Annotated in this window: 14 protein-coding genes and 1 pseudogene; 5 read left to right on the plus strand and 10 right to left on the minus strand. The window is 54.8% G+C overall.

The genetic code is table 11. The features are described from left to right. The first annotated feature begins 1 nt into the window (after position 1). From thiG to ACLEXF_RS24945, 5 genes are all read left to right on the plus strand, one after another. Positions 2-772, plus strand: coding sequence for a thiazole synthase (gene thiG, locus ACLEXF_RS24925; protein WP_032456545.1), 771 nt, complete (start codon positions 2-4; stop codon positions 770-772). Then, positions 769-1,902 (plus strand): 2-iminoacetate synthase ThiH, encoded by a 1,134-nt coding sequence (gene thiH / locus ACLEXF_RS24930; RefSeq protein WP_231786958.1) that lies wholly within the window; start codon positions 769-771, stop codon positions 1,900-1,902. The genes thiG and thiH overlap by 4 nt, the downstream gene beginning before the upstream one ends. 316 nt (positions 1,903-2,218) lie before the next feature. Beyond that, positions 2,219-3,751 (plus strand): sensor domain-containing diguanylate cyclase, encoded by a 1,533-nt coding sequence (locus ACLEXF_RS24935; RefSeq protein WP_004206753.1) that lies wholly within the window; start codon positions 2,219-2,221, stop codon positions 3,749-3,751. A gap of 172 nt (positions 3,752-3,923) precedes the next feature. Next, complete coding sequence (locus ACLEXF_RS24940) at positions 3,924-4,229, plus strand: PTS sugar transporter subunit IIB (RefSeq protein ID WP_002884150.1); 306 nt, start codon at positions 3,924-3,926, stop codon at positions 4,227-4,229. A 3-nt stretch (positions 4,230-4,232) separates the two neighbouring features. Next, a complete protein-coding gene (locus ACLEXF_RS24945) occupies positions 4,233-4,550 on the plus strand; it encodes a PTS lactose/cellobiose transporter subunit IIA (protein WP_004206755.1) in 318 nt (105 codons plus the stop codon). Between the two features lie 43 nt (positions 4,551-4,593). Here the strand turns inward: ACLEXF_RS24945 and dcuB are convergent, their stop codons facing one another. The 10 genes and pseudogenes from dcuB to tuf form a co-directional block, all read right to left on the minus strand. Continuing rightward, positions 4,594-5,934, minus strand: a complete 1,341-nt coding sequence (gene dcuB / locus ACLEXF_RS24950; protein WP_008808003.1) for an anaerobic C4-dicarboxylate transporter DcuB — start codon at positions 5,932-5,934, stop codon at positions 4,594-4,596. Between the two features lie 399 nt (positions 5,935-6,333). After that, positions 6,334-10,557: a DNA-directed RNA polymerase subunit beta' gene (rpoC, locus tag ACLEXF_RS24955; protein ID WP_004206757.1), complete on the minus strand. Its 4,224-nt coding sequence runs from the start codon at positions 10,555-10,557 to the stop codon at positions 6,334-6,336. A gap of 76 nt (positions 10,558-10,633) precedes the next feature. Beyond that, positions 10,634-14,662: a DNA-directed RNA polymerase subunit beta gene (rpoB, locus tag ACLEXF_RS24960; RefSeq protein ID WP_004206758.1), complete on the minus strand. Its 4,029-nt coding sequence runs from the start codon at positions 14,660-14,662 to the stop codon at positions 10,634-10,636. A 324-nt stretch (positions 14,663-14,986) separates the two neighbouring features. Further along, on the minus strand, positions 14,987-15,352 hold the full coding sequence (rplL, locus tag ACLEXF_RS24965) for a 50S ribosomal protein L7/L12 (protein ID WP_002884142.1): 366 nt from the start codon (positions 15,350-15,352) through the stop codon (positions 14,987-14,989). Between the two features lie 66 nt (positions 15,353-15,418). Continuing rightward, complete coding sequence (gene rplJ / locus ACLEXF_RS24970) at positions 15,419-15,916, minus strand: 50S ribosomal protein L10 (RefSeq protein WP_001207203.1); 498 nt, start codon at positions 15,914-15,916, stop codon at positions 15,419-15,421. Positions 15,917-16,205: 289 nt separating this feature from the next. Next, positions 16,206-16,910, minus strand: coding sequence for a 50S ribosomal protein L1 (rplA, locus tag ACLEXF_RS24975; RefSeq protein ID WP_002884036.1), 705 nt, complete (start codon positions 16,908-16,910; stop codon positions 16,206-16,208). Positions 16,911-16,913: 3 nt separating this feature from the next. Next, on the minus strand, positions 16,914-17,342 hold the full coding sequence (gene rplK, locus ACLEXF_RS24980; RefSeq protein WP_002884034.1) for a 50S ribosomal protein L11: 429 nt from the start codon (positions 17,340-17,342) through the stop codon (positions 16,914-16,916). A 156-nt stretch (positions 17,343-17,498) separates the two neighbouring features. Then, on the minus strand, positions 17,499-18,044 hold the full coding sequence (nusG, locus tag ACLEXF_RS24985) for a transcription termination/antitermination protein NusG (RefSeq protein WP_001287521.1): 546 nt from the start codon (positions 18,042-18,044) through the stop codon (positions 17,499-17,501). A gap of 1 nt (position 18,045) precedes the next feature. Next, complete coding sequence (gene secE / locus ACLEXF_RS24990; RefSeq protein ID WP_002883772.1) at positions 18,046-18,429, minus strand: preprotein translocase subunit SecE; 384 nt, start codon at positions 18,427-18,429, stop codon at positions 18,046-18,048. Between the two features lie 336 nt (positions 18,430-18,765). Next, a pseudogene (tuf, locus tag ACLEXF_RS24995) lies at positions 18,766-19,129 on the minus strand (elongation factor Tu); the annotation flags it as partial.

Below are 19,129 nucleotides of genomic sequence, written 5' to 3' on the forward strand. Positions count from 1 at the left end.
CATGTTACGTATTGCAGACAAAACATTTGAATCCCATCTTTTCACCGGTACCGGCAAATTCGCCGCCCCGGGGGTGATGGTTGAGGCGATTCGCGCCTCGGGCAGCCAGCTGGTCACCCTGGCGATGAAGCGCGTCGATTTACGTCAGCACAATGACGCCATCCTCGCCCCGCTGCTGGCGGCGGGGGTCAGCCTGCTGCCGAATACCTCGGGCGCCAAGACGGCGGAAGAGGCGGTGTTTGCCGCCCGCCTGGCACGGGAGGCTCTGGGCACCCACTGGCTGAAACTGGAGATCCACCCGGACGCCCGCTGGTTGCTGCCCGACCCGATTGAAACCCTGAAAGCGGCGGAGCTGCTGGTCCGCGAAGGGTTCGTGGTGCTGCCCTACTGCGGCGCCGACCCGGTGCTGTGTAAACGACTGGAAGAGGCTGGCTGCGCGGCGGTGATGCCCCTGGGCGCGCCGATCGGCTCAAATCAGGGGCTGGAAACCAAAGCCATGCTGGAGATTATTATCGAACAGGCGACGGTGCCGGTGGTCGTCGACGCCGGCATCGGCGTTCCGAGCCATGCGGCGCAGGCGCTGGAAATGGGAGCGGACGCGGTGCTGGTCAATACCGCTATTGCCGTCGCCGACGATCCCGTGGCCATGGCCCACGCCTTCCGTATGGCGGTCGAGGCCGGCTTGCTGGCCCGTCAGGCCGGACCGGGGGCGCGCAGCGCGCAGGCGCAGGCCACCAGCCCGCTCACCGGATTCCTGGAGGCGCTGGCATGAAAACCTTTAGCGATCGCTGGCGGCAGCTGGAGTGGGACGACATCCGCCTGCGCATCAACAGTAAAACCGCCGCCGATGTCGAACGGGCGCTGGCGGCCAAACAGCTGACCCGCGACGATATGATGGCCCTGCTTTCGCCGGCGGCGGCCGGGTATCTTGAACCTCTGGCCCAGCGCGCGCAGCGGCTTACCCGCCAGCGCTTCGGCAATACCGTCAGCTTCTACGTGCCGCTGTATCTCTCCAACCTGTGCGCCAACGACTGCACCTACTGCGGCTTCTCGATGAGCAATCGCATTAAGCGCAAGACGCTGGATGCCGCCGAGATTGCCCGCGAGTGCGCCGCGATCCGCGACCTGGGTTTTGAGCATCTGCTGCTGGTAACCGGTGAGCATCAGGGCAAGGTGGGAATGGATTATTTCCGCCAGCACCTGCCGGCAATCCGCAGCCAGTTTGCCTCGCTGCATATGGAGGTACAGCCGCTGGCGACCGACGAGTATGCCGAGCTGAAAACCCTGGGGCTCGACGGGGTGATGGTCTATCAGGAGACCTATCACGAAGGTATGTACGCCCAGCACCATCTGAAAGGGAAAAAACAGGATTTCTTCTGGCGGCTGGATACGCCGGATCGCCTGGGCGAGGCGGGGATCGATAAGATCGGCCTTGGCGCGCTGATCGGCCTTTCCGACAGCTGGCGAGTGGACTGCTTTATGGTCGCTGAACACCTGTTGTGGCTGCAGCAACGCTACTGGCGCAGCCGCTATTCGGTCTCCTTCCCGCGTCTGCGTCCCTGCGCCGGCGGCATTGAACCAGCCTCGCTAATGGATGAGCGTCAGCTGGTGCAGACCATCTGCGCCTTCCGCCTGCTGGCGCCGGAGGTTGAGCTGTCGCTATCCACCCGCGAATCCCCCTGGTTCCGCGACCGGGTGATCCCGCTGGCGATCAATAACGTCAGCGCCTTCTCCAAAACCCAGCCCGGGGGTTACGCCGACGATCATCCGGAGCTTGAGCAGTTCGCGCCGCACGATGGCCGTCGACCTGAAGAAGTCGCCAGCGCGCTGGCTGCCCGCGGCCTGCAGCCGGTATGGAAAGACTGGGACAGCTGGCTGGGACGCGCCTCGCAAACCTCATGATGAACAGTGTAAGCGCCTGATATTTTTGCGCGCCTGCACGAGAGATGAAAAACGGAGGCTGGCCCGCCAGGCGCCCTTTTTCTATTCTGCCCGGGTCGGCAGCGGACGCTGACCAGGGCGAACCTTTTCTTCCTCATTTTCGCCCTGCCTCTCCGCGCTGAACGAGGGCCTGTGCATTATCGCCGAATATAAATCACGATACATGAAGGCCTCAGAGTTATAATTGAGCAATAGTTAACTGATTCGATCGGCAGGCGCCGCAGTCACAACCTGCGTTCGGACCCATGGTTTATACATCCGGGACGATTAACGATTCATGGCTCTACACAACAGAAAGCTCTCTTTCACGACGCCGATCGTCGTGGGGTTTGCCGGCATCTTGCTCAGTTTTATGCTGATCGCTATTTTTGTCACCCTGGCGCAGCGGAAAGATTTTCTTGAAGATTATCACGACATTAACCGCAACTTTACCCACAACCTGGCGATCAACTATACGGAAACCCTGCTGCGGGAAAATGATTTTATCCTTGGGCGCGCGGTCGCCTTCTTTGCCCGCAATGACGAACTGAATCGCGCAGTCAATGTGGAGCCGGAGAAAGGATTAACGACGCTGATGCAGTTACAGAACATGATGCCGAGCGTCTCATCCATCTCACTGGCGGATACCGAGGGCCACTACCTGCGCGCCCCGGAGGTGCTGGAAAATGAAGACAGCCGGGCTTTCGATCCCAGAACGCGGCCCTGGTTTATCAAACAGGCGGAAGCCAGCACCTTCAGCCACTACACCAGCCCATATATGGATTTTTTTACCCACCATCCGACGATTACCATTTTCAAACCCATCATCACCCCGGAAGGGAAACTCAAGGGCAGCCTGGCCTTTCATCTTGATCTCACCTCCATGGGGTTCGCGCTGCGTCAGATGGTGGCCCCCGTACAGGGCGAGTTTTTTGTGGTGCAGCGTGATGGTAAAGTGGTCCTGCACTCCGACCCTGGTGCGCTGTTTAAACCCTTCGTCAGTAATGAGCTAATGGATAAAATGACCAGCGGCGAGGGGCAGCTTTACGATCCCGGAAGCGACACCTGGTATTACTATTACTCCTTTACCAATCCCGACTGGTTTGTGATTTTCCGTGTTGATAACACCACCCTGGTCAATCTGACGCGCCATGAAACCAATTTAGTGATCGGCGGTTTTGCCCTCGCGGCGATCATCATCATCCTGTTCGGCCTTTATCTGCGTCATGCCTCCCGCACCGTGCTGATGAATATCATCAATGCGATTAAAACCGGCGACGTCAAACGCGCCCCCCGCCTCGAGGCGATGCTGAGTAAAGCCATTGAAACTAATAAGCAGCGCGAGCTGACCTACGTCCGCCAGGCGACCATCGACGCGCTCACCGGCTGCAAGAACCGCCGCGCCTTCGATAGTGATATTGCCGCGCTGATGAACGATCATCAGCCGTTCGCCCTCGCGCTGGTCGATATCGATAACTTCAAATCGATCAACGACACCTGGGGTCACCTCAACGGCGATATCGTTCTGCGAAACGTCGCCCGCGAAGGACTGCAGGTCCTCCAGCCGCTGGAGATATCCCTCTATCGCTATGGTGGCGAAGAGTTCGCGGTGGTCTTTCCTGCCGAACATATTGATAACGCCCGCACGCTGCTGGAAACATGGCGGGTAAACGTCGAACGGCGCACCTGGCGCGAAGATGGCCTGACGGTCACCTTCAGCGCCGGGCTGGGGGAATGGAACATGGAGCCGCTGGATAAGCTGGTGGTGAGCGTCGATGAAGCGCTGTACAAAGCCAAACAGCAGGGTAAAAACCGCATCCTGCGCGCCTAGGTCTTCAGCGCCGCAACCGCCCACTTCGGTGGGCTTTTTTATTTTTTTCGGCAAAAATGAAACCGGTTTCAATTTTTGTGTGATGACTTACACACAATCACGGTAAAGCGGTTGTCGCATCGCCAGGGCCGCGATAAAGATAGGACATCACGGAACACAAGGGCCACTGACTATGAAGAATATCGTTTTGTGCTGTGCCGCCGGTATGTCTACCAGCATGCTGGTTCAGCGTATGCAAGATGCCGCGCAGAAGAAAGGTGTTGAAGTCTCCATCAAGGCCGTACCGGTCGCCGAGTTTAAAGATAATCTGGCCGCCGCCGACATTATTCTGCTCGGCCCGCAGGTGAAATATGAGCAGGCGAAGCTGCAGGCGCTGGCCGACCCGTTCGGCAAAAAGGTCGCCGTGATCGATATGATGGACTACGGCATGATGAAAGGTGATGCCGTTCTGGATAAAGCCCTTAAGATGCTGGAGTAATCGATGGAAGATTTAGAAACGATCATCATGGAGCTGCTGGTTAACGCGGGTTCTGCGCGCAGCGCGGCGCTCACGGCGCTACAGCTGGCGCGGAAAGGCGATTTTGCCGCAGCGGAGCAGGCCATGGCCGAGTCCCATGAGTTCGTCAAACATGCGCATAAAATTCAGACCCAGCTTATCGGCCTGGATGAAGGCAGCGGTAAGTTACCGGTCAACCTGATCACCGTGCATTCTCAGGACCATCTGATGAACGCCATGGTCATTCAGGATCTGGCGACCGATATGATTGAACTATACCGTCGCCTGCCCCTCGCGCAATAATCTCTCGAATTTAACGGGCGTCGCTGCCGGCGCCCGTCCCCGCTTACAGAAAGCCGTACATCGCCGCGAATACCCAGCCAAACACGCAGGAGACGCCAACGCCGATGAGCCCGGGCAGGATAAAGCTGTGGTTAATCACAAAGCGGCCAATATGGGTGGTCCCTGAGCGGTCAAACTGGATCGCCGCCAGATCGCTTGGGTAGGTCGGCAGTATATAGTAGCCATAGCAGGCCGGCGCAGAAGCCACGATATAGGCCGGGTCAACGCCGATGGCCAGGGCCACCGGCACAATCGCCGCCAGCGCTGCCGCCTGCGAGTTCACAAACTTCGAAACCAGCAGCAGAACGATGGCATAGGCCCATGGATACTCTTTGACCATCTCCCCGAGTACGCCTTTAATCTCGGTCATGTGCGCGCCAAACATGGTCTCCGCCATCCAGGCGATGCCGTACACCGCGACGATAGCGATCATTCCCGAACGAAAGACCTCATTTTTGGAAATCGATGCCGGGTTGGTTTTAGTAATGATGATGATCAGCGCCCCGGAAAGCAGCATAAACATCTGGATCACCAGCACCATCGACAGCGGTTTACCGTCAAAGGCCGGACGCAGTTCAGAGAAGGCGCCAAGCAGCGCCACCACAGCGATGGAGGCCAGAAAAATCCACATCGCTATCCAGTTGCTGGTGGGCAGCTTTTTATCCAGCAGCGTCGCCGTATCGCCATAGACGTAATGGCGGTTCTCCGGTACCGCAATAAACGCCTGGAAGGCTTCGTCTTTATCCAGATCTTTGCCGCGGAACCAGCTGAAGATGCCAATCGCTAAAATGCCCAGCAGCGTGGACGGAATGGTTATCGCCAGCAGATCGAGAAACTCCAGATGTTTACCGTTAAAGGTAAAATTCCCCAGCATCGCCACCAGCGAAACCACCGCCACTGAGACCGGGCTGGCGATGATCCCCATCTGGGCGCCAATGGAGCTGGCGGCCATCGGACGCTCCGGGCGAATGTTATTCTTAATCGCCACATCGTAGATAATCGGCAGGATGGTATACACCACGTGACCGGTACCGCAGAGGATGGTCAGCGTGCAGGTGACGAAAGGCGCCACAATAGAGACATATTTTGGGTTACGCCGCAGCAGCTTCTCAGCAATCTGCAGCATGACATCCAGACCGCCGGATGCCTGCAGCGTCGCCGAGGCCGCCACCACCGCAATGATCACCAGCATCACATCAACCGGCGGTTTGCCCGGCTGGAGATGAAAAACAAAAACGAGGATCACCAAACCGATGCCGCCCAGCAGCCCCAGCGCAATACCGCCTTTTCGGGCACCATAAAACAGACAAATTAAGATAATAATGAGTTGTATCGCGAATTCCATGCAGCCCCCAGAGCCTGTCCGCTCAGACCTAAAGTAATGATCCATACCTGTCTGCCGGGGTTATTTCTGCGCCTTGTTGGGGGAAGCATGAGATGCAGCGATCCCTCTCCAGAGCCGTCGCGCCGAAGATAAAGCAGCAGCAGTAATCCCATGATTCATCAGGTATTTTGAATATATCCTCTTTGAATTGATTATTTTTTGATATGAGTAGAAGTTTTACCCATATATAAAGAAAGGTTTTTTGAGGTGATAGATTAATGGATATTTTGTATGAATTAATTGCTAAAAAATTGCAGCCTGGATATGGCGTAAATGTAATTAAAGACGGGTGCTGCGGAGAACAGGCAATAAAAAAGCCGGTCAGGAAACCTGACCGGCTTTTCAGCAGTGCATCAACGATTAATCGTTGTCAGAACCGCCCAGACCTGCGTTCAGCAGCTCTGCCAGGTTGGCAGATGCTTCTTCCACGCTCACCTGCGGTGCCGCCGGCAGTTCGCCAGCAGCGCGACGGCGCATACGATCCTGGTGGTACGCATAACCGGTACCGGCCGGGATCAGACGACCCACGATGACGTTCTCTTTCAGACCGCGCAGTTCGTCGCGTTTGCCCGCAACGGCTGCTTCGGTCAGCACGCGAGTGGTCTCCTGGAACGATGCCGCGGAGATGAAGGACTCGGTGGCCAGAGACGCTTTGGTGATACCCAGCAGATCGCGGGAGAACGTTGCGCCCACTTTGCCGTTCGCTTCCAGTTCGCGGTTCGCGATCTTGACGCGGGAGTATTCCACCTGCTCGCCTTCGAGGAAGTCGGAGCTGCCTGCGCTTTCGATGGTGGCTTTACGCAGCATCTGACGAACGATAACTTCGATGTGTTTATCGTTAATCTTAACGCCCTGCAGACGGTATACGTCCTGGACTTCGTTAACAATGTAACGGGTCACAGCATGTACGCCACGCAGACGCAGAATGTCGTGCGGCGCTTCCGGACCGTCGGAAACCACGTCACCACGTTCTACACGTTCACCTTCGAACACGTTGAGCTGACGCCATTTCGGAATCATCTCTTCGTACGGTTCGCTACCGTCTACCGGGGTGATAACCAGGCGACGTTTCCCTTTGGTTTCTTTACCGAAGGAAATGATACCGCTGATTTCAGCCAGGATTGCCGGCTCTTTCGGACGACGTGCTTCGAACAGGTCCGCAACGCGCGGCAGACCACCGGTGATGTCCTTGGTACCGCCGGATTCCTGCGGAATACGCGCCAGGGTGTCACCAGAGCTGATCTGTACGCCATCTTCCAGCTGAACAATCGCTTTACCCGGCAGGAAGTACTGAGCAGGCATATCGGTACCTGGGATCAGAACGTCGTTGCCCTGAGCATCAACGATTTTCAGCGCCGGACGCAGATCTTTACCACCTGCGGTACGTTCTGCAGAGTCCAGAACCACCAGCGAAGACAGACCGGTCAGCTCGTCGGTCTGACGAGTAATGGTCTGGCCGTCGATCATGTCAGTGAAGCGGATGAAACCACTCACTTCGGTGATAACCGGCATGGTGTGCGGATCCCAGTTTGCGACGGTTTCACCGCCGGCAACCTGCTCACCGTCGCCTTTCGCCATAACCGCACCGTAAGGCACTTTATAGCTCTCTTTGGTACGACCGAATTCGTCGATCAGTTTCAGCTCGGTGTTACGGGAAGTGATAACCAGTTTACCGCTGGAGTTCACAACCGACTTCGCGTTGCTGAGCTTGATGCTACCTTTGTTTTTCACCTGGATGCTGGATTCAGCAGCCGCACGAGATGCCGCACCACCGATGTGGAACGTACGCATCGTCAGCTGTGTACCCGGCTCACCGATGGACTGTGCCGCGATAACGCCGATAGCCTCACCTTTGTTGATGATGTGGCCACGCGCCAGGTCACGACCATAGCAGTGCGCACATACACCAAAGTCGGTGTCACAGGATACAACGGAACGCACTTTGACGGAGTCAACGGAGTTCGCTTCCAGCAGGTCACACCAGTGCTCGTGCAGCAGCGTGTTGCGTGGAACCAGAATATCCGCGGTACCCGGCTTCAGCACGTCTTCCGCAGTCACACGACCCAGTACGCGATCGCGCAGCGGCTCTTTAACGTCGCCACCTTCGATAACCGGCGTCATGGTGATGCCTTCCAGGGTGCCGCAGTCGTCTTCAGTGACGACCAGGTCCTGGGCAACGTCGACCAGACGACGAGTCAGGTAACCGGAGTTCGCTGTTTTCAGTGCGGTATCCGCCAGACCTTTACGCGCACCGTGCGTGGAGATGAAGTACTGGAGTACGTTCAGACCTTCACGGAAGTTCGCGGTGATCGGCGTTTCGATGATGGAGCCATCCGGCTTCGCCATCAGACCACGCATACCGGCCAGCTGACGAATCTGTGCAGCAGAACCACGCGCACCGGAGTCGGCCATCATGTAGATGCTGTTGAAGGAAACCTGCTGCTCTTCCTGACCGTCACGGTTAATCACGGTTTCGGTTTGCAGGTTATCCATCATCGCTTTGGATACACGATCGTTCGCCGCAGCCCAGATATCGATAACTTTGTTGTAGCGTTCGCCCGCGGTCACCAGACCGGACTGGAACTGTTCCTGAATCTCAGCAACTTCCGCTTCCGCTTCGCTGATGATTTCGTATTTTTTCTCCGGGATGACCATGTCATCGATACCAACGGATGCACCTGAACGCGCTGCGTAAGCAAAGCCGGTGTACATCGTCTGGTCCGCGAAAATAACGGTCGGTTTCAGGCCCAGAATACGGTAACAGGTGTTCAGCATCTTGGAGATCGCTTTCTTACCGAGCGCCTGGTTCACGATAGAGAACGGCAGACCTTTCGGTACGATCATCCACAGAATGGCACGGCCAATGGTCGTGTCTTTCAGGCTGGTTTTCGCGACAAACTCACCATTGTCGTCTTTTTCGTATTCAGTGATACGCACTTTAACGCGCGCATGCAGAGAGGCCAGGCCGGCGCGATAAATACGCTCAGCTTCTTTCGGGCCAGTCAGCACCATGCCTTCGCCTTTGGCGTTAACACTGTCACGGGTCATGTAGTACAGACCCAGTACAACGTCCTGAGACGGAACGATGATTGGTTCGCCGTTCGCCGGGGACAGGATGTTGTTGGTAGACATCATCAGCGCACGCGCTTCCAGCTGGGCTTCCAGCGTCAGCGGTACGTGAACAGCCATCTGGTCACCATCGAAGTCGGCGTTATATGCCGCACAAACCAGCGGGTGCAGCTGGATGGCTTTACCTTCGATCAGAACCGGTTCGAATGCCTGAATACCCAGACGGTGCAGGGTCGGCGCACGGTTCAGCAGAACCGGGTGTTCGCGGATCACTTCGTCCAGGATATCCCAAACGACAGCTTCTTCGCGCTCAACCATCTTCTTAGCGGCTTTGATGGTGGTGGCCAGGCCACGCAGTTCCAGCTTGCCGTAGATGAACGGTTTGAACAGCTCCAGCGCCATTTTCTTCGGCAGACCGCACTGATGCAGACGCAGGTATGGACCTACGGTGATAACAGAACGACCGGAGTAGTCAACACGCTTACCGAGCAGGTTCTGACGGAAACGACCCTGTTTACCTTTGATCATATCGGCCAAAGATTTCAGAGGACGTTTGTTAGAACCGGTGATCGCACGACCGCGACGACCGTTGTCCAGCAGGGCATCTACCGCTTCCTGCAGCATACGTTTTTCGTTGCGTACGATGATATCCGGCGCAGCCAGATCCAGCAGACGTTTCAGACGGTTGTTACGGTTGATCACGCGACGATACAGATCGTTGAGGTCAGACGTCGCGAAACGACCGCCATCCAGCGGAACCAGCGGACGCAGATCTGGCGGCAGTACCGGCAGAACGGTCAGGATCATCCACTCCGGCTTGTTGCCAGACTGTACGAAGGCTTCCAGCAGCTTAATGCGCTTGGTCAGCTTTTTACGCTTGGTTTCGGAGTTGGTTTCGTTCAGCTCTTCACGCAGCTGCTCGCACTCCTGCTCCAGATCCATATTGCGCAGCAGCGCCTGGATCGCTTCCGCACCCATCTTCGCGTCGAATTCGTCACCGAACTCTTCCAGCGCGTCCAGGTACTGTTCTTCCGTCAGAATCTGGTTGCGTTCGAGGTTGGTCATGCCACCTTCGATAACCACATAGGATTCAAAGTACAGTACACGTTCGATATCGCGCAGCGGCATATCCAGCAGCAGGCCGATACGGGACGGCAGAGATTTCAGGAACCAGATGTGCGCAGTCGGACATGCCAGCTCGATGTGGCCCATGCGCTCACGACGCACTTTAGTCTGGGTCACTTCAACGCCGCACTTCTCACAGATCACACCGCGGTGTTTCAGGCGCTTGTACTTACCGCACAGGCACTCATAGTCTTTTACCGGCCCAAAGATACGGGCGCAGAAAAGGCCGTCACGCTCAGGTTTGAACGTACGGTAGTTAATGGTTTCCGGCTTTTTAACTTCACCGAAAGACCATGAACGGATCATGTCTGGCGAAGCCAGAGCAATTTTGATCGCATCAAACTCTTCGGTTTTAGTTTGCGCTTTCAGAAACTTTAATAAGTCTTTCACGGATTTGCTCCCGTCGGAGTTAGCACATTCCGCTGCCGGGCGTTAACCCGGCAGCAGTGACCTGTTTGAGCGAGAATTACTCGTCTTCCAGTTCGATGTTGATGCCCAGCGAGCGAATTTCTTTCAACAGTACGTTGAAGGATTCCGGCATGCCCGGTTCCATCTGGTGATTGCCGTCCACGATGTTTTTATACATCTTAGTACGACCGTTCACGTCATCAGACTTAACGGTGAGCATTTCCTGCAGGGTGTAAGCTGCGCCGTATGCTTCCAGCGCCCACACTTCCATCTCACCGAAGCGCTGACCACCGAACTGCGCCTTACCACCCAGCGGCTGCTGAGTAACCAGGCTGTAAGAACCGGTGGAACGCGCGTGCATTTTGTCGTCGACCAGGTGGTTCAGTTTCAGCATGTACATGTAACCCACGGTTACCGGACGCTCGAACTGCTCACCGGTGCGGCCGTCGAATAGGGTGATCTGACCGGAAGTCGGCAGGTCGCCCAGCTGCAGCAGCGCTTTAATTTCCGCTTCTTTCGCACCGTCGAACACCGGCGTTGCGATCGGCATACCTTTACGCAGGTTTTCAGCCAGACGCAGAACTTCTTCATCGCTGAAGGTATTCAGGTCAACTTTCTGACGAACGTCAGCGCCCAGATCGTAGGCACGCTGGATGAACTCGCGCAGTTTCGCGACTTCCTGCTGCTGTTTCAGCATGGCGTTGATCTTATCGCCGATGCCTTTCGCAGCCATACCCAGGTGAGTTTCCAGGATCTGACCGATGTTCATACGAGACGGTACGCCCAGCGGGTTGAGGACGATATCTACCGGCGTACCGTTAGCATCGTGCGGCATATCTTCGATCGGGTTGATCTTAGAGATAACACCCTTGTTACCGTGACGGCCCGCCATCTTGTCACCAGGCTGGATACGGCGTTTAACGGCCAGGTATACCTTAACAATCTTCAGCACGCCCGGTGCCAGATCGTCGCCTTGGGTGATTTTGCGGCGTTTCGCTTCGAGTTTTTTCTCGAACTCGTGTTTCAGTTCGTCGTACTGCTCAGCCAGCTGTTCCAGCTGATTTTGTTTCTCTTCGTCGGTCAGGCCCAGTTCCAGCCAGCGATCGCGCGGCAGTTTGTCGAGCTTCTCAGCTTCAACGCCACCGGAGACCAGCACCGCGTAGATACGACTGAACAGACCGGCTTCGAGGATCTGCAGTTCTTCAGACAGGTCTTTTTTGGCCTGCTTCAGCTGCATCTCTTCGATTTCCAGCGCACGTTTGTCTTTTTCTACGCCGTCACGGGTAAAGACCTGAACGTCGATAACGGTACCAGAGACACCGTTCGGTACGCGCAGAGAGGAGTCTTTAACGTCAGACGCTTTCTCACCGAAGATCGCACGCAGCAGTTTCTCTTCCGGCGTCAGCTGGGTTTCACCTTTCGGCGTAACCTTACCAACCAGAATGTCGCCGCCGGTCACTTCCGCACCGATATAAACGATACCGGACTCATCCAGTTTGGAGAGCGCAGCTTCACCCACGTTCGGGATGTCAGCGGTGATCTCTTCCGGCCCCAGCTTGGTGTCACGGGACACGCACGCCAGTTCCTGAATGTGGATAGTGGTGAAACGGTCTTCCTGGACAACACGCTCGGAAACGAGGATGGAGTCTTCGAAGTTGTAGCCGTTCCACGGCATGAACGCTACGCGCATGTTCTGACCCAGCGCCAGCTCACCGAGGTCGGTGGACGGGCCGTCGGCCAGCACGTCGCCGCGCTCAATAGGTTCGCCCAGGGACACGCAAGGCATCTGGTTGATGCAGGTGTTCTGGTTAGAACGGGTGTACTTAGTCAGGTTATAGATGTCGATACCTGCTTCGCCCGGGTACATCTCGTCTTCGTTAACTTTGATAACGATACGGGAGGCATCCACGTACTGAACAGTACCGCCACGTTTAGCCACCGCAGTAACACCGGAGTCGACGGCCACAGCACGTTCCATACCGGTACCAACCAGCGGCTTATCAGCGCGCAGAGTCGGAACGGCCTGACGTTGCATGTTTGCACCCATCAATGCACGGTTGGCGTCATCGTGTTCCAGGAACGGGATCAGGGACGCACCGACGGATACCACCTGCTGGGTGGATACGTCCATGTAGTCAACCTGGTCACGGCTGAACAAGCTGGATTCGCCTTTGCTACGGCAGGTCACCAGGTCTTCTACGAAGTGGCCGTTTTCATCCAGGTTGGAGTTCGCCTGAGCGATAACGTAGTTGCCTTCTTCGATAGCAGACAGGTAGTGAATTTCGTCAGTAACCACACCGTCGGTCACTTTACGATACGGCGTCTCAAGGAAGCCATATTCGTTGGTCTGCGCGTACACGGACAGGGAGTTGATCAGACCGATGTTCGGACCTTCAGGCGTTTCGATTGGACATACGCGACCATAGTGAGTCGGGTGTACGTCTCGAACTTCGAAGCCTGCGCGCTCACGGGTCAGACCGCCTGGGCCGAGTGCGGAGATACGACGTTTGTGCGTGATCTCAGACAGCGGGTTGTTCTGGTCCATAAACTGAGACAGCTGGCTGGAACCAAAGAACTCTTTCACTGCTGCGGAAATCGGCTTGGCGTTGATCATATCCTGAGGCATCAGGGTATCCAGATCGCCCAGAGACAGACGCTCTTTCACCGCACGCTCTACACGTACCAGGCCAACGCGGAACTGGTTCTCCGCCATTTCGCCAACGGAACGGATACGACGGTTACCGAGGTGGTCGATATCGTCCACTTCGCCTTTACCGTTACGGATATCGATGAGCTTCTTCATCACTTCAATGATGTCGTCTTTGCTCAGGATACCGGAACCTTCGATTTCGTCGCGCAGCAGAGAACGGTTGAACTTCATACGACCAACCGCGGACAGATCGTAGCGGTCTTCGGAGAAGAACAGGTTCTCAAACAGGCTTTCAGCGGCTTCACGAGTCGGCGGCTCGCCAGGGCGCATCATGCGGTAGATTTCTACCAGCGCGCTCAGACGATCGTTAGTCGGGTCGACGCGTACCGTTTCAGAGATGTATGGACCGTGGTCCAGATCGTTAGTGAACAGCGTTTCGATGCGCTTGTGGCCAGACTGGCTCAGCTTAGCCAGCAGATCCAGGCTCAGCTCCATGTTCGCCGGGCAGATCAGTTCGCCAGTCGCTTCATCGATATAGTCTTTAGCCGCCACTTTGCCCGCGATATATTCAACCGGCACTTCGATATGCTTGATATCGTCTTTTTCCAGCTGACGGATATGACGAGCCGTGATGCGACGGCCTTTCTCAACGTACACTTTGCCGTTGGCTTCGATATCGAAGGAGGCGGTTTCGCCGCGCAGACGCTCCGGAATCAGCTCCATCTGCAGCTTGTTGTCGCGAATTTCAAAGACCACTTTTTCGAAGAACAGGTCAAGGATCTGCTCAGTGGTGTAATTCAGCGCGCGCAGGATGATGGTAGCCGGCAGCTTACGACGACGGTCGATACGAACGAACAGGTTGTCTTTCGGGTCGAATTCGAAGTCCAGCCAGGAACCACGGTAAGGGATGATGCGTGCGTTATACAGAACCTTACCGGATGAGTGAGTCTTACCTTTGTCACTGTCAAAGAAGACGCCCGGGCTACGGTGCAGCTGAGAAACGATAACACGCTCGGTACCGTTGATGACAAAGGTACCGTTGTCGGTCATGAGCGGGATTTCGCCCATGTAGACTTCTTGTTCTTTAATGTCTTTGACGGTGCCTTCCGGCGCTTCGCGCTCGTAGATCACCAGACGCAGTTTTACGCGCAGCGGTGCAGAGTAAGTCACGCCACGGATCTGACATTCTTTAACGTCAAAAACCGGTTCGCCCAGACGGTAGCTGACGTATTGCAGCTCGGAATTACCGCTGTAGCTCTGAATTGGGAATACGGAACGGAAAGCAGCTTCCAGACCATACTGCCCTTCAGGATCTTGCTCGATAAACTTCTGGAACGAGTCAAGCTGGATAGAAAGGAGATATGGCACATCCAGAACTTGTGGACGTTTACCAAAATCCTTACGAATACGTTTTTTCTCGGTATAGGAGTAAACCATAGGGTTCCTCAGCTCGCTGACAAGTCGACCCATCTGCCCGCAGAGGGCAGTTTTTTATGCAACACTATTTTGTTGACCGGAAAATGGAACACTTTCCGCAATGCCTGTTGCTATCACGCTTAAACCATTTCATTGCGATTTACACAGCCCAGGAACCCTAACCTGTCGCAGTATATTAAGTCGTCGATAGAAACAAGCATTGAGAGGCAAACCAGTAGTCAAACAGCGTGAAACGCTACTGGCGCCTTACAGCGCAAAAAGGCTGGTGACCAAAAAGTCACCAGCCTCAGCCTGATTTCTCAGGCTGCAACCGGAAGGGTTGGCTTATTTAACTTCAACTTCAGCGCCAGCTTCTTCCAGAGATTTTTTCAGAGCTTCAGCGTCGTCTTTGCTGATGCCTTCTTTCAGTGCAGCCGGAGCAGATTCTACCAGGTCTTTAGCTTCTTTCAGACCCAGGCCAGTCGCGCCACGTACTGCTTTGATAACAGCAACTTTGTTAGCGCCAGCAGCTTTCAGAATTACGTCGAATTCAGTTTTTTCTTCAGCAGCTTCAACCGGGCCAGCAGCTACAGCTACAGCAGCAGCAGCGGAAACACCGAATTTTTCTTCCATTGCAGAGATCAGCTCAACAACGTCCATTACGGACATAGCGGATACTGCTTCAATGATTTGATCTTTAGTGATAGACATTTAAATTGTTCCTGAATATCAGAATAAGTTTATACGTAAGCGAATGCTTTACAAAGATAACTGCGATTAAGCAGCTTCTTTCGCATCGCGTACAGCAGCCAGAGTACGAACCAGTTTGCCAGCCGAAGCTTCTTTCATGGTTGCCATCAGGCGTGCAATTGCTTCTTCGTAGGTCGGCAGAGTTGCCAGGCGGTCGATCTGCGACGCCGGGATCAGCTCACCTTCAAAGGCAGCGGCTTTGACCTCAAATTTTGCATTCGCTTTCGCGAACTCTTTGAACAGACGAGCAGCAGCGCCCGGGTGTTCCATAGAGTATGCAATCAGGGTCGGACCAACAAACGTGTCTTTCAGGCACTCGAACTGAGTACCTTCTACGACGCGGCGCAGCAGGGTGTTACGAACAACACGCATGTATACGCCAGCTTCACGACCTGCTTTACGCAGTTCAGTCATTTTATCTACAGTTACGCCACGGGAATCCGCAACTACTGCAGACAGCGCGCCTTTGGCTACTTCGCTGACTTCAGCAACAATCGCTTGTTTGTCTTGAAGATTTAAAGCCATTAGCTTTGCTCCTGGATGTTTGCCAGAGCCTATGCTCTGGAACTCACTTCACTCAATTCAACGAAAAGAGCGTCTAAATACGGTGAGCAGAAACAAGCCAGAATATCCAAAAATAATCTTAGCGTTCTGTCACCGTCTACGCAGGGCATTAAGTTTCTTGCGAAACACCTGCGGTCTTCGACGGAGGTCTGGATAGGCCAGACTCCAACGAACAATTCGGTTACCTGCTAACCTTAGTTAGCAAACGTGGGCGAAGATTGTAGACAAAATCACCGCCCACGTAAAGGCATTAGTTTGCAGAAGCGTTCAGGCCAGCCTGATCTACTGCAACACCTGCACCCATGGTGGTGGAGATGCTAACTTTCTTGATGTACACGCCTTTCGCCTGAGTCGGTTTTGCTTTTTTCAGCGCAACCAGCAGAGCTTCCAGGTTTTCTTTCAGTTTGTCAGCGTCAAAGTCCACTTTACCGATGGTGGTGTGGATGATGCCGTTTTTGTCGTTACGGTAACGAACCTGACCTGCTTTCGCGTTTTTAACCGCTTCAGCAACGTTCGGAGTTACGGTACCCACTTTCGGGTTCGGCATCAGGCCACGCGGACCCAGAACCTGGCCCAGCTGGCCAACAACGCGCATTGCATCTGGAGAAGCAATAACAACGTCAAAGTTCATTTCGCCTTTTTTGATCTGCTCAGCCAGATCTTCCATACCTACCAGCTCAGCGCCTGCAGCTTTAGCAGCTTCAGCGTTTGCGCCCTGGGTAAATACGGCTACGCGAACGGAACGGCCAGTACCGTGCGGCAGTACAGTTGCGCCACGGACGTTCTGGTCAGATTTACGAGCGTCGATGCCGAGGTTAACGGCAACGTCTACGCTTTCGGTAAATTTAGCGGTGGCCAGCTCTTTCAGCAGAGCGATGGCTTCGTTGATGTCGTACTGTTTAGTTGCATCAACTTTCTCACGGATCACGCGCATGCGCTTGGTCAGTTTAGCCATTTCTTAGTCCTCCACTACCAGGCCCATGGAACGTGCAGTACCTTCGATGGAGCGAGTCATCGCTTCAATGTCGGCACCAGTCATGTCGGCAGCTTTGGTCTGCGCGATTTCCTGCAGCTGAGCGCGGGAGATTTTACCCACTTTATCTTTGTTCGGCTTACCGGAACCAGACTTGATGCCTGCAGCTTTCTTCAGCAGAACAGCAGCCGGCGGAGTCTTGGTAACAAAGGTAAAGGAACGGTCAGCGTAAACGGTGATAACAACCGGGATCGGCAGACCTTTCTCCAGGGAATCAGTTTTGGCGTTGAACGCTTTGCAGAATTCCATGATGTTCACGCCCTGCTGACCCAGTGCTGGGCCGACCGGCGGGCTCGGGTTCGCCATACCAGCTGCAACCTGCAGCTTGACGTAGGCTTGGACTTTCTTAGCCATTCTTAAATCCTCAAATTGGGTATTAACGCTTCAGAGAAGCTCCCCGTGATTAAACATCGTTTTACGGGCCGGGCCCATAAAAACAAAAGGCGCGAAATTGTATGCCAATTTCGCGCCCTATGCAACGATTAAATCGCTGCTTTTTTGATCGCCGGCTTACGCCTTCTCAACCTGGCTGAAGTCCAGTTCTACCGGAGTCGCACGACCGAAGATAGAAACGGAAACTTTCAGGCGGGACTTCTCATAGTCCACTTCTTCAACCACACCGTTAAAGTCAGCGAACGGACCGTCGTTAACGCGAACCATTTCGCCCGGTTCAAACAGCGTTTTCGGACGCGGCTTATCGCCAACCTGCTGCAGACGATTCATGATGGCGTCGACTTCTTTGTCGCTGATCGGCGCCGGACGGTCAGAGGTACCGCCGATGAAGCCCATCACGCGCGGCACGCTGCGCACCAGGTGCCAGCTTGCGTCGTTCATGACCATCTGGACCAGAACGTAGCCTGGGAAGAATTTACGTTCGCTTTTGCGACGCTGGCCGCCACGGATCTCAACCACTTCTTCGGTCGGGACCATGACTTCGCCAAATAACTCTTCCATGTTGTGTAATTTGATATGTTCACGCAGCGACGTGGCTACGCGACCTTCAAAACCGGAAAACGCCTGAACGACGTACCAGCGCTTTTTAGGAGCTTCAGACATCTCAGAACCTCAGGCCAGTGATAAAGGAGACCAGGCGAACCAGAATACCATCCAGTCCCCACAGGATCAGTGACATTACTGCAGTCACAGCAGCAACAATCAGCGTAGTATGCAGCGTTTCCTGGCGAGTCGGCCAAATCACTTTACGAACTTCGGTTCTCGCTTCGCGAGCAAAAGCAACGGTCGCCTTACCTTTCGTCGTCAACAGCGCGACGCCACCGGCAGCAGCAATAAGAATAACCACGGCCAGCGCACGCACCGCCAGCATAATGTCGCGATAAAGGAAGTTGCCCACGATCGCCACGATCAGCAGCACGGCAACGATAATCCACTTCATCGCTTCCAGGCCGCGCCCGCTCCCTTGAGCTTCGGTATTCGCACTCATAAACCAACCTGTCAGAAGTATTCTACAAACAATTTCACCCCGCGGGGGCGAGGCGATCCAAACCGAAATTAAGTTTCGGATTATACACTTAACTATTCAAATTGCTTCAACGCTGACGGCTCTGTCGCCCCTGCCCTGCTAACGCAAAGGAGGATGCTGATTGCCGTCGCACTATCGCTCGAATGGTTTGGTGTATAAACGCCCTCTTCAGAGCCTGTCTCAGCAATGATTATGACAAATAAAATCACTGATGAGCCAGGTTCTGGTGTGAAAGCGTGCAAAAAGGGCATCAAATGATGCCCTTTTATTGCGCATTGCGTCAAATGTTATCAGCGATTAGCCGAGAACTTTAGCAACCACGCCCGCGCCAACGGTACGACCGCCTTCACGGATTGCGAAACGCAGACCATCGTCCATCGCGATCGGGTGGATCAGGGTAACAACCATTTTGATGTTGTCGCCCGGCATTACCATCTCTACGCCTTCCGGCAGTTCGATGGTGCCAGTCACGTCAGTTGTACGGAAGTAGAACTGCGGACGGTAGCCTTTGAAGAACGGAGTATGACGGCCGCCTTCGTCTTTGGACAGGATGTACACTTCAGATTCGAACTTGGTGTGCGGGTTGATGGTGCCCGGCTTAGCCAGTACCTGACCACGTTCGATTTCTTCACGTTTGATACCACGCAGCAGAACACCTACG

This window comes from Klebsiella pneumoniae complex sp. WS1778, from assembly GCF_049472055.1.
GTDB classification, from domain to species: domain Bacteria; phylum Pseudomonadota; class Gammaproteobacteria; order Enterobacterales; family Enterobacteriaceae; genus Klebsiella; species Klebsiella quasipneumoniae.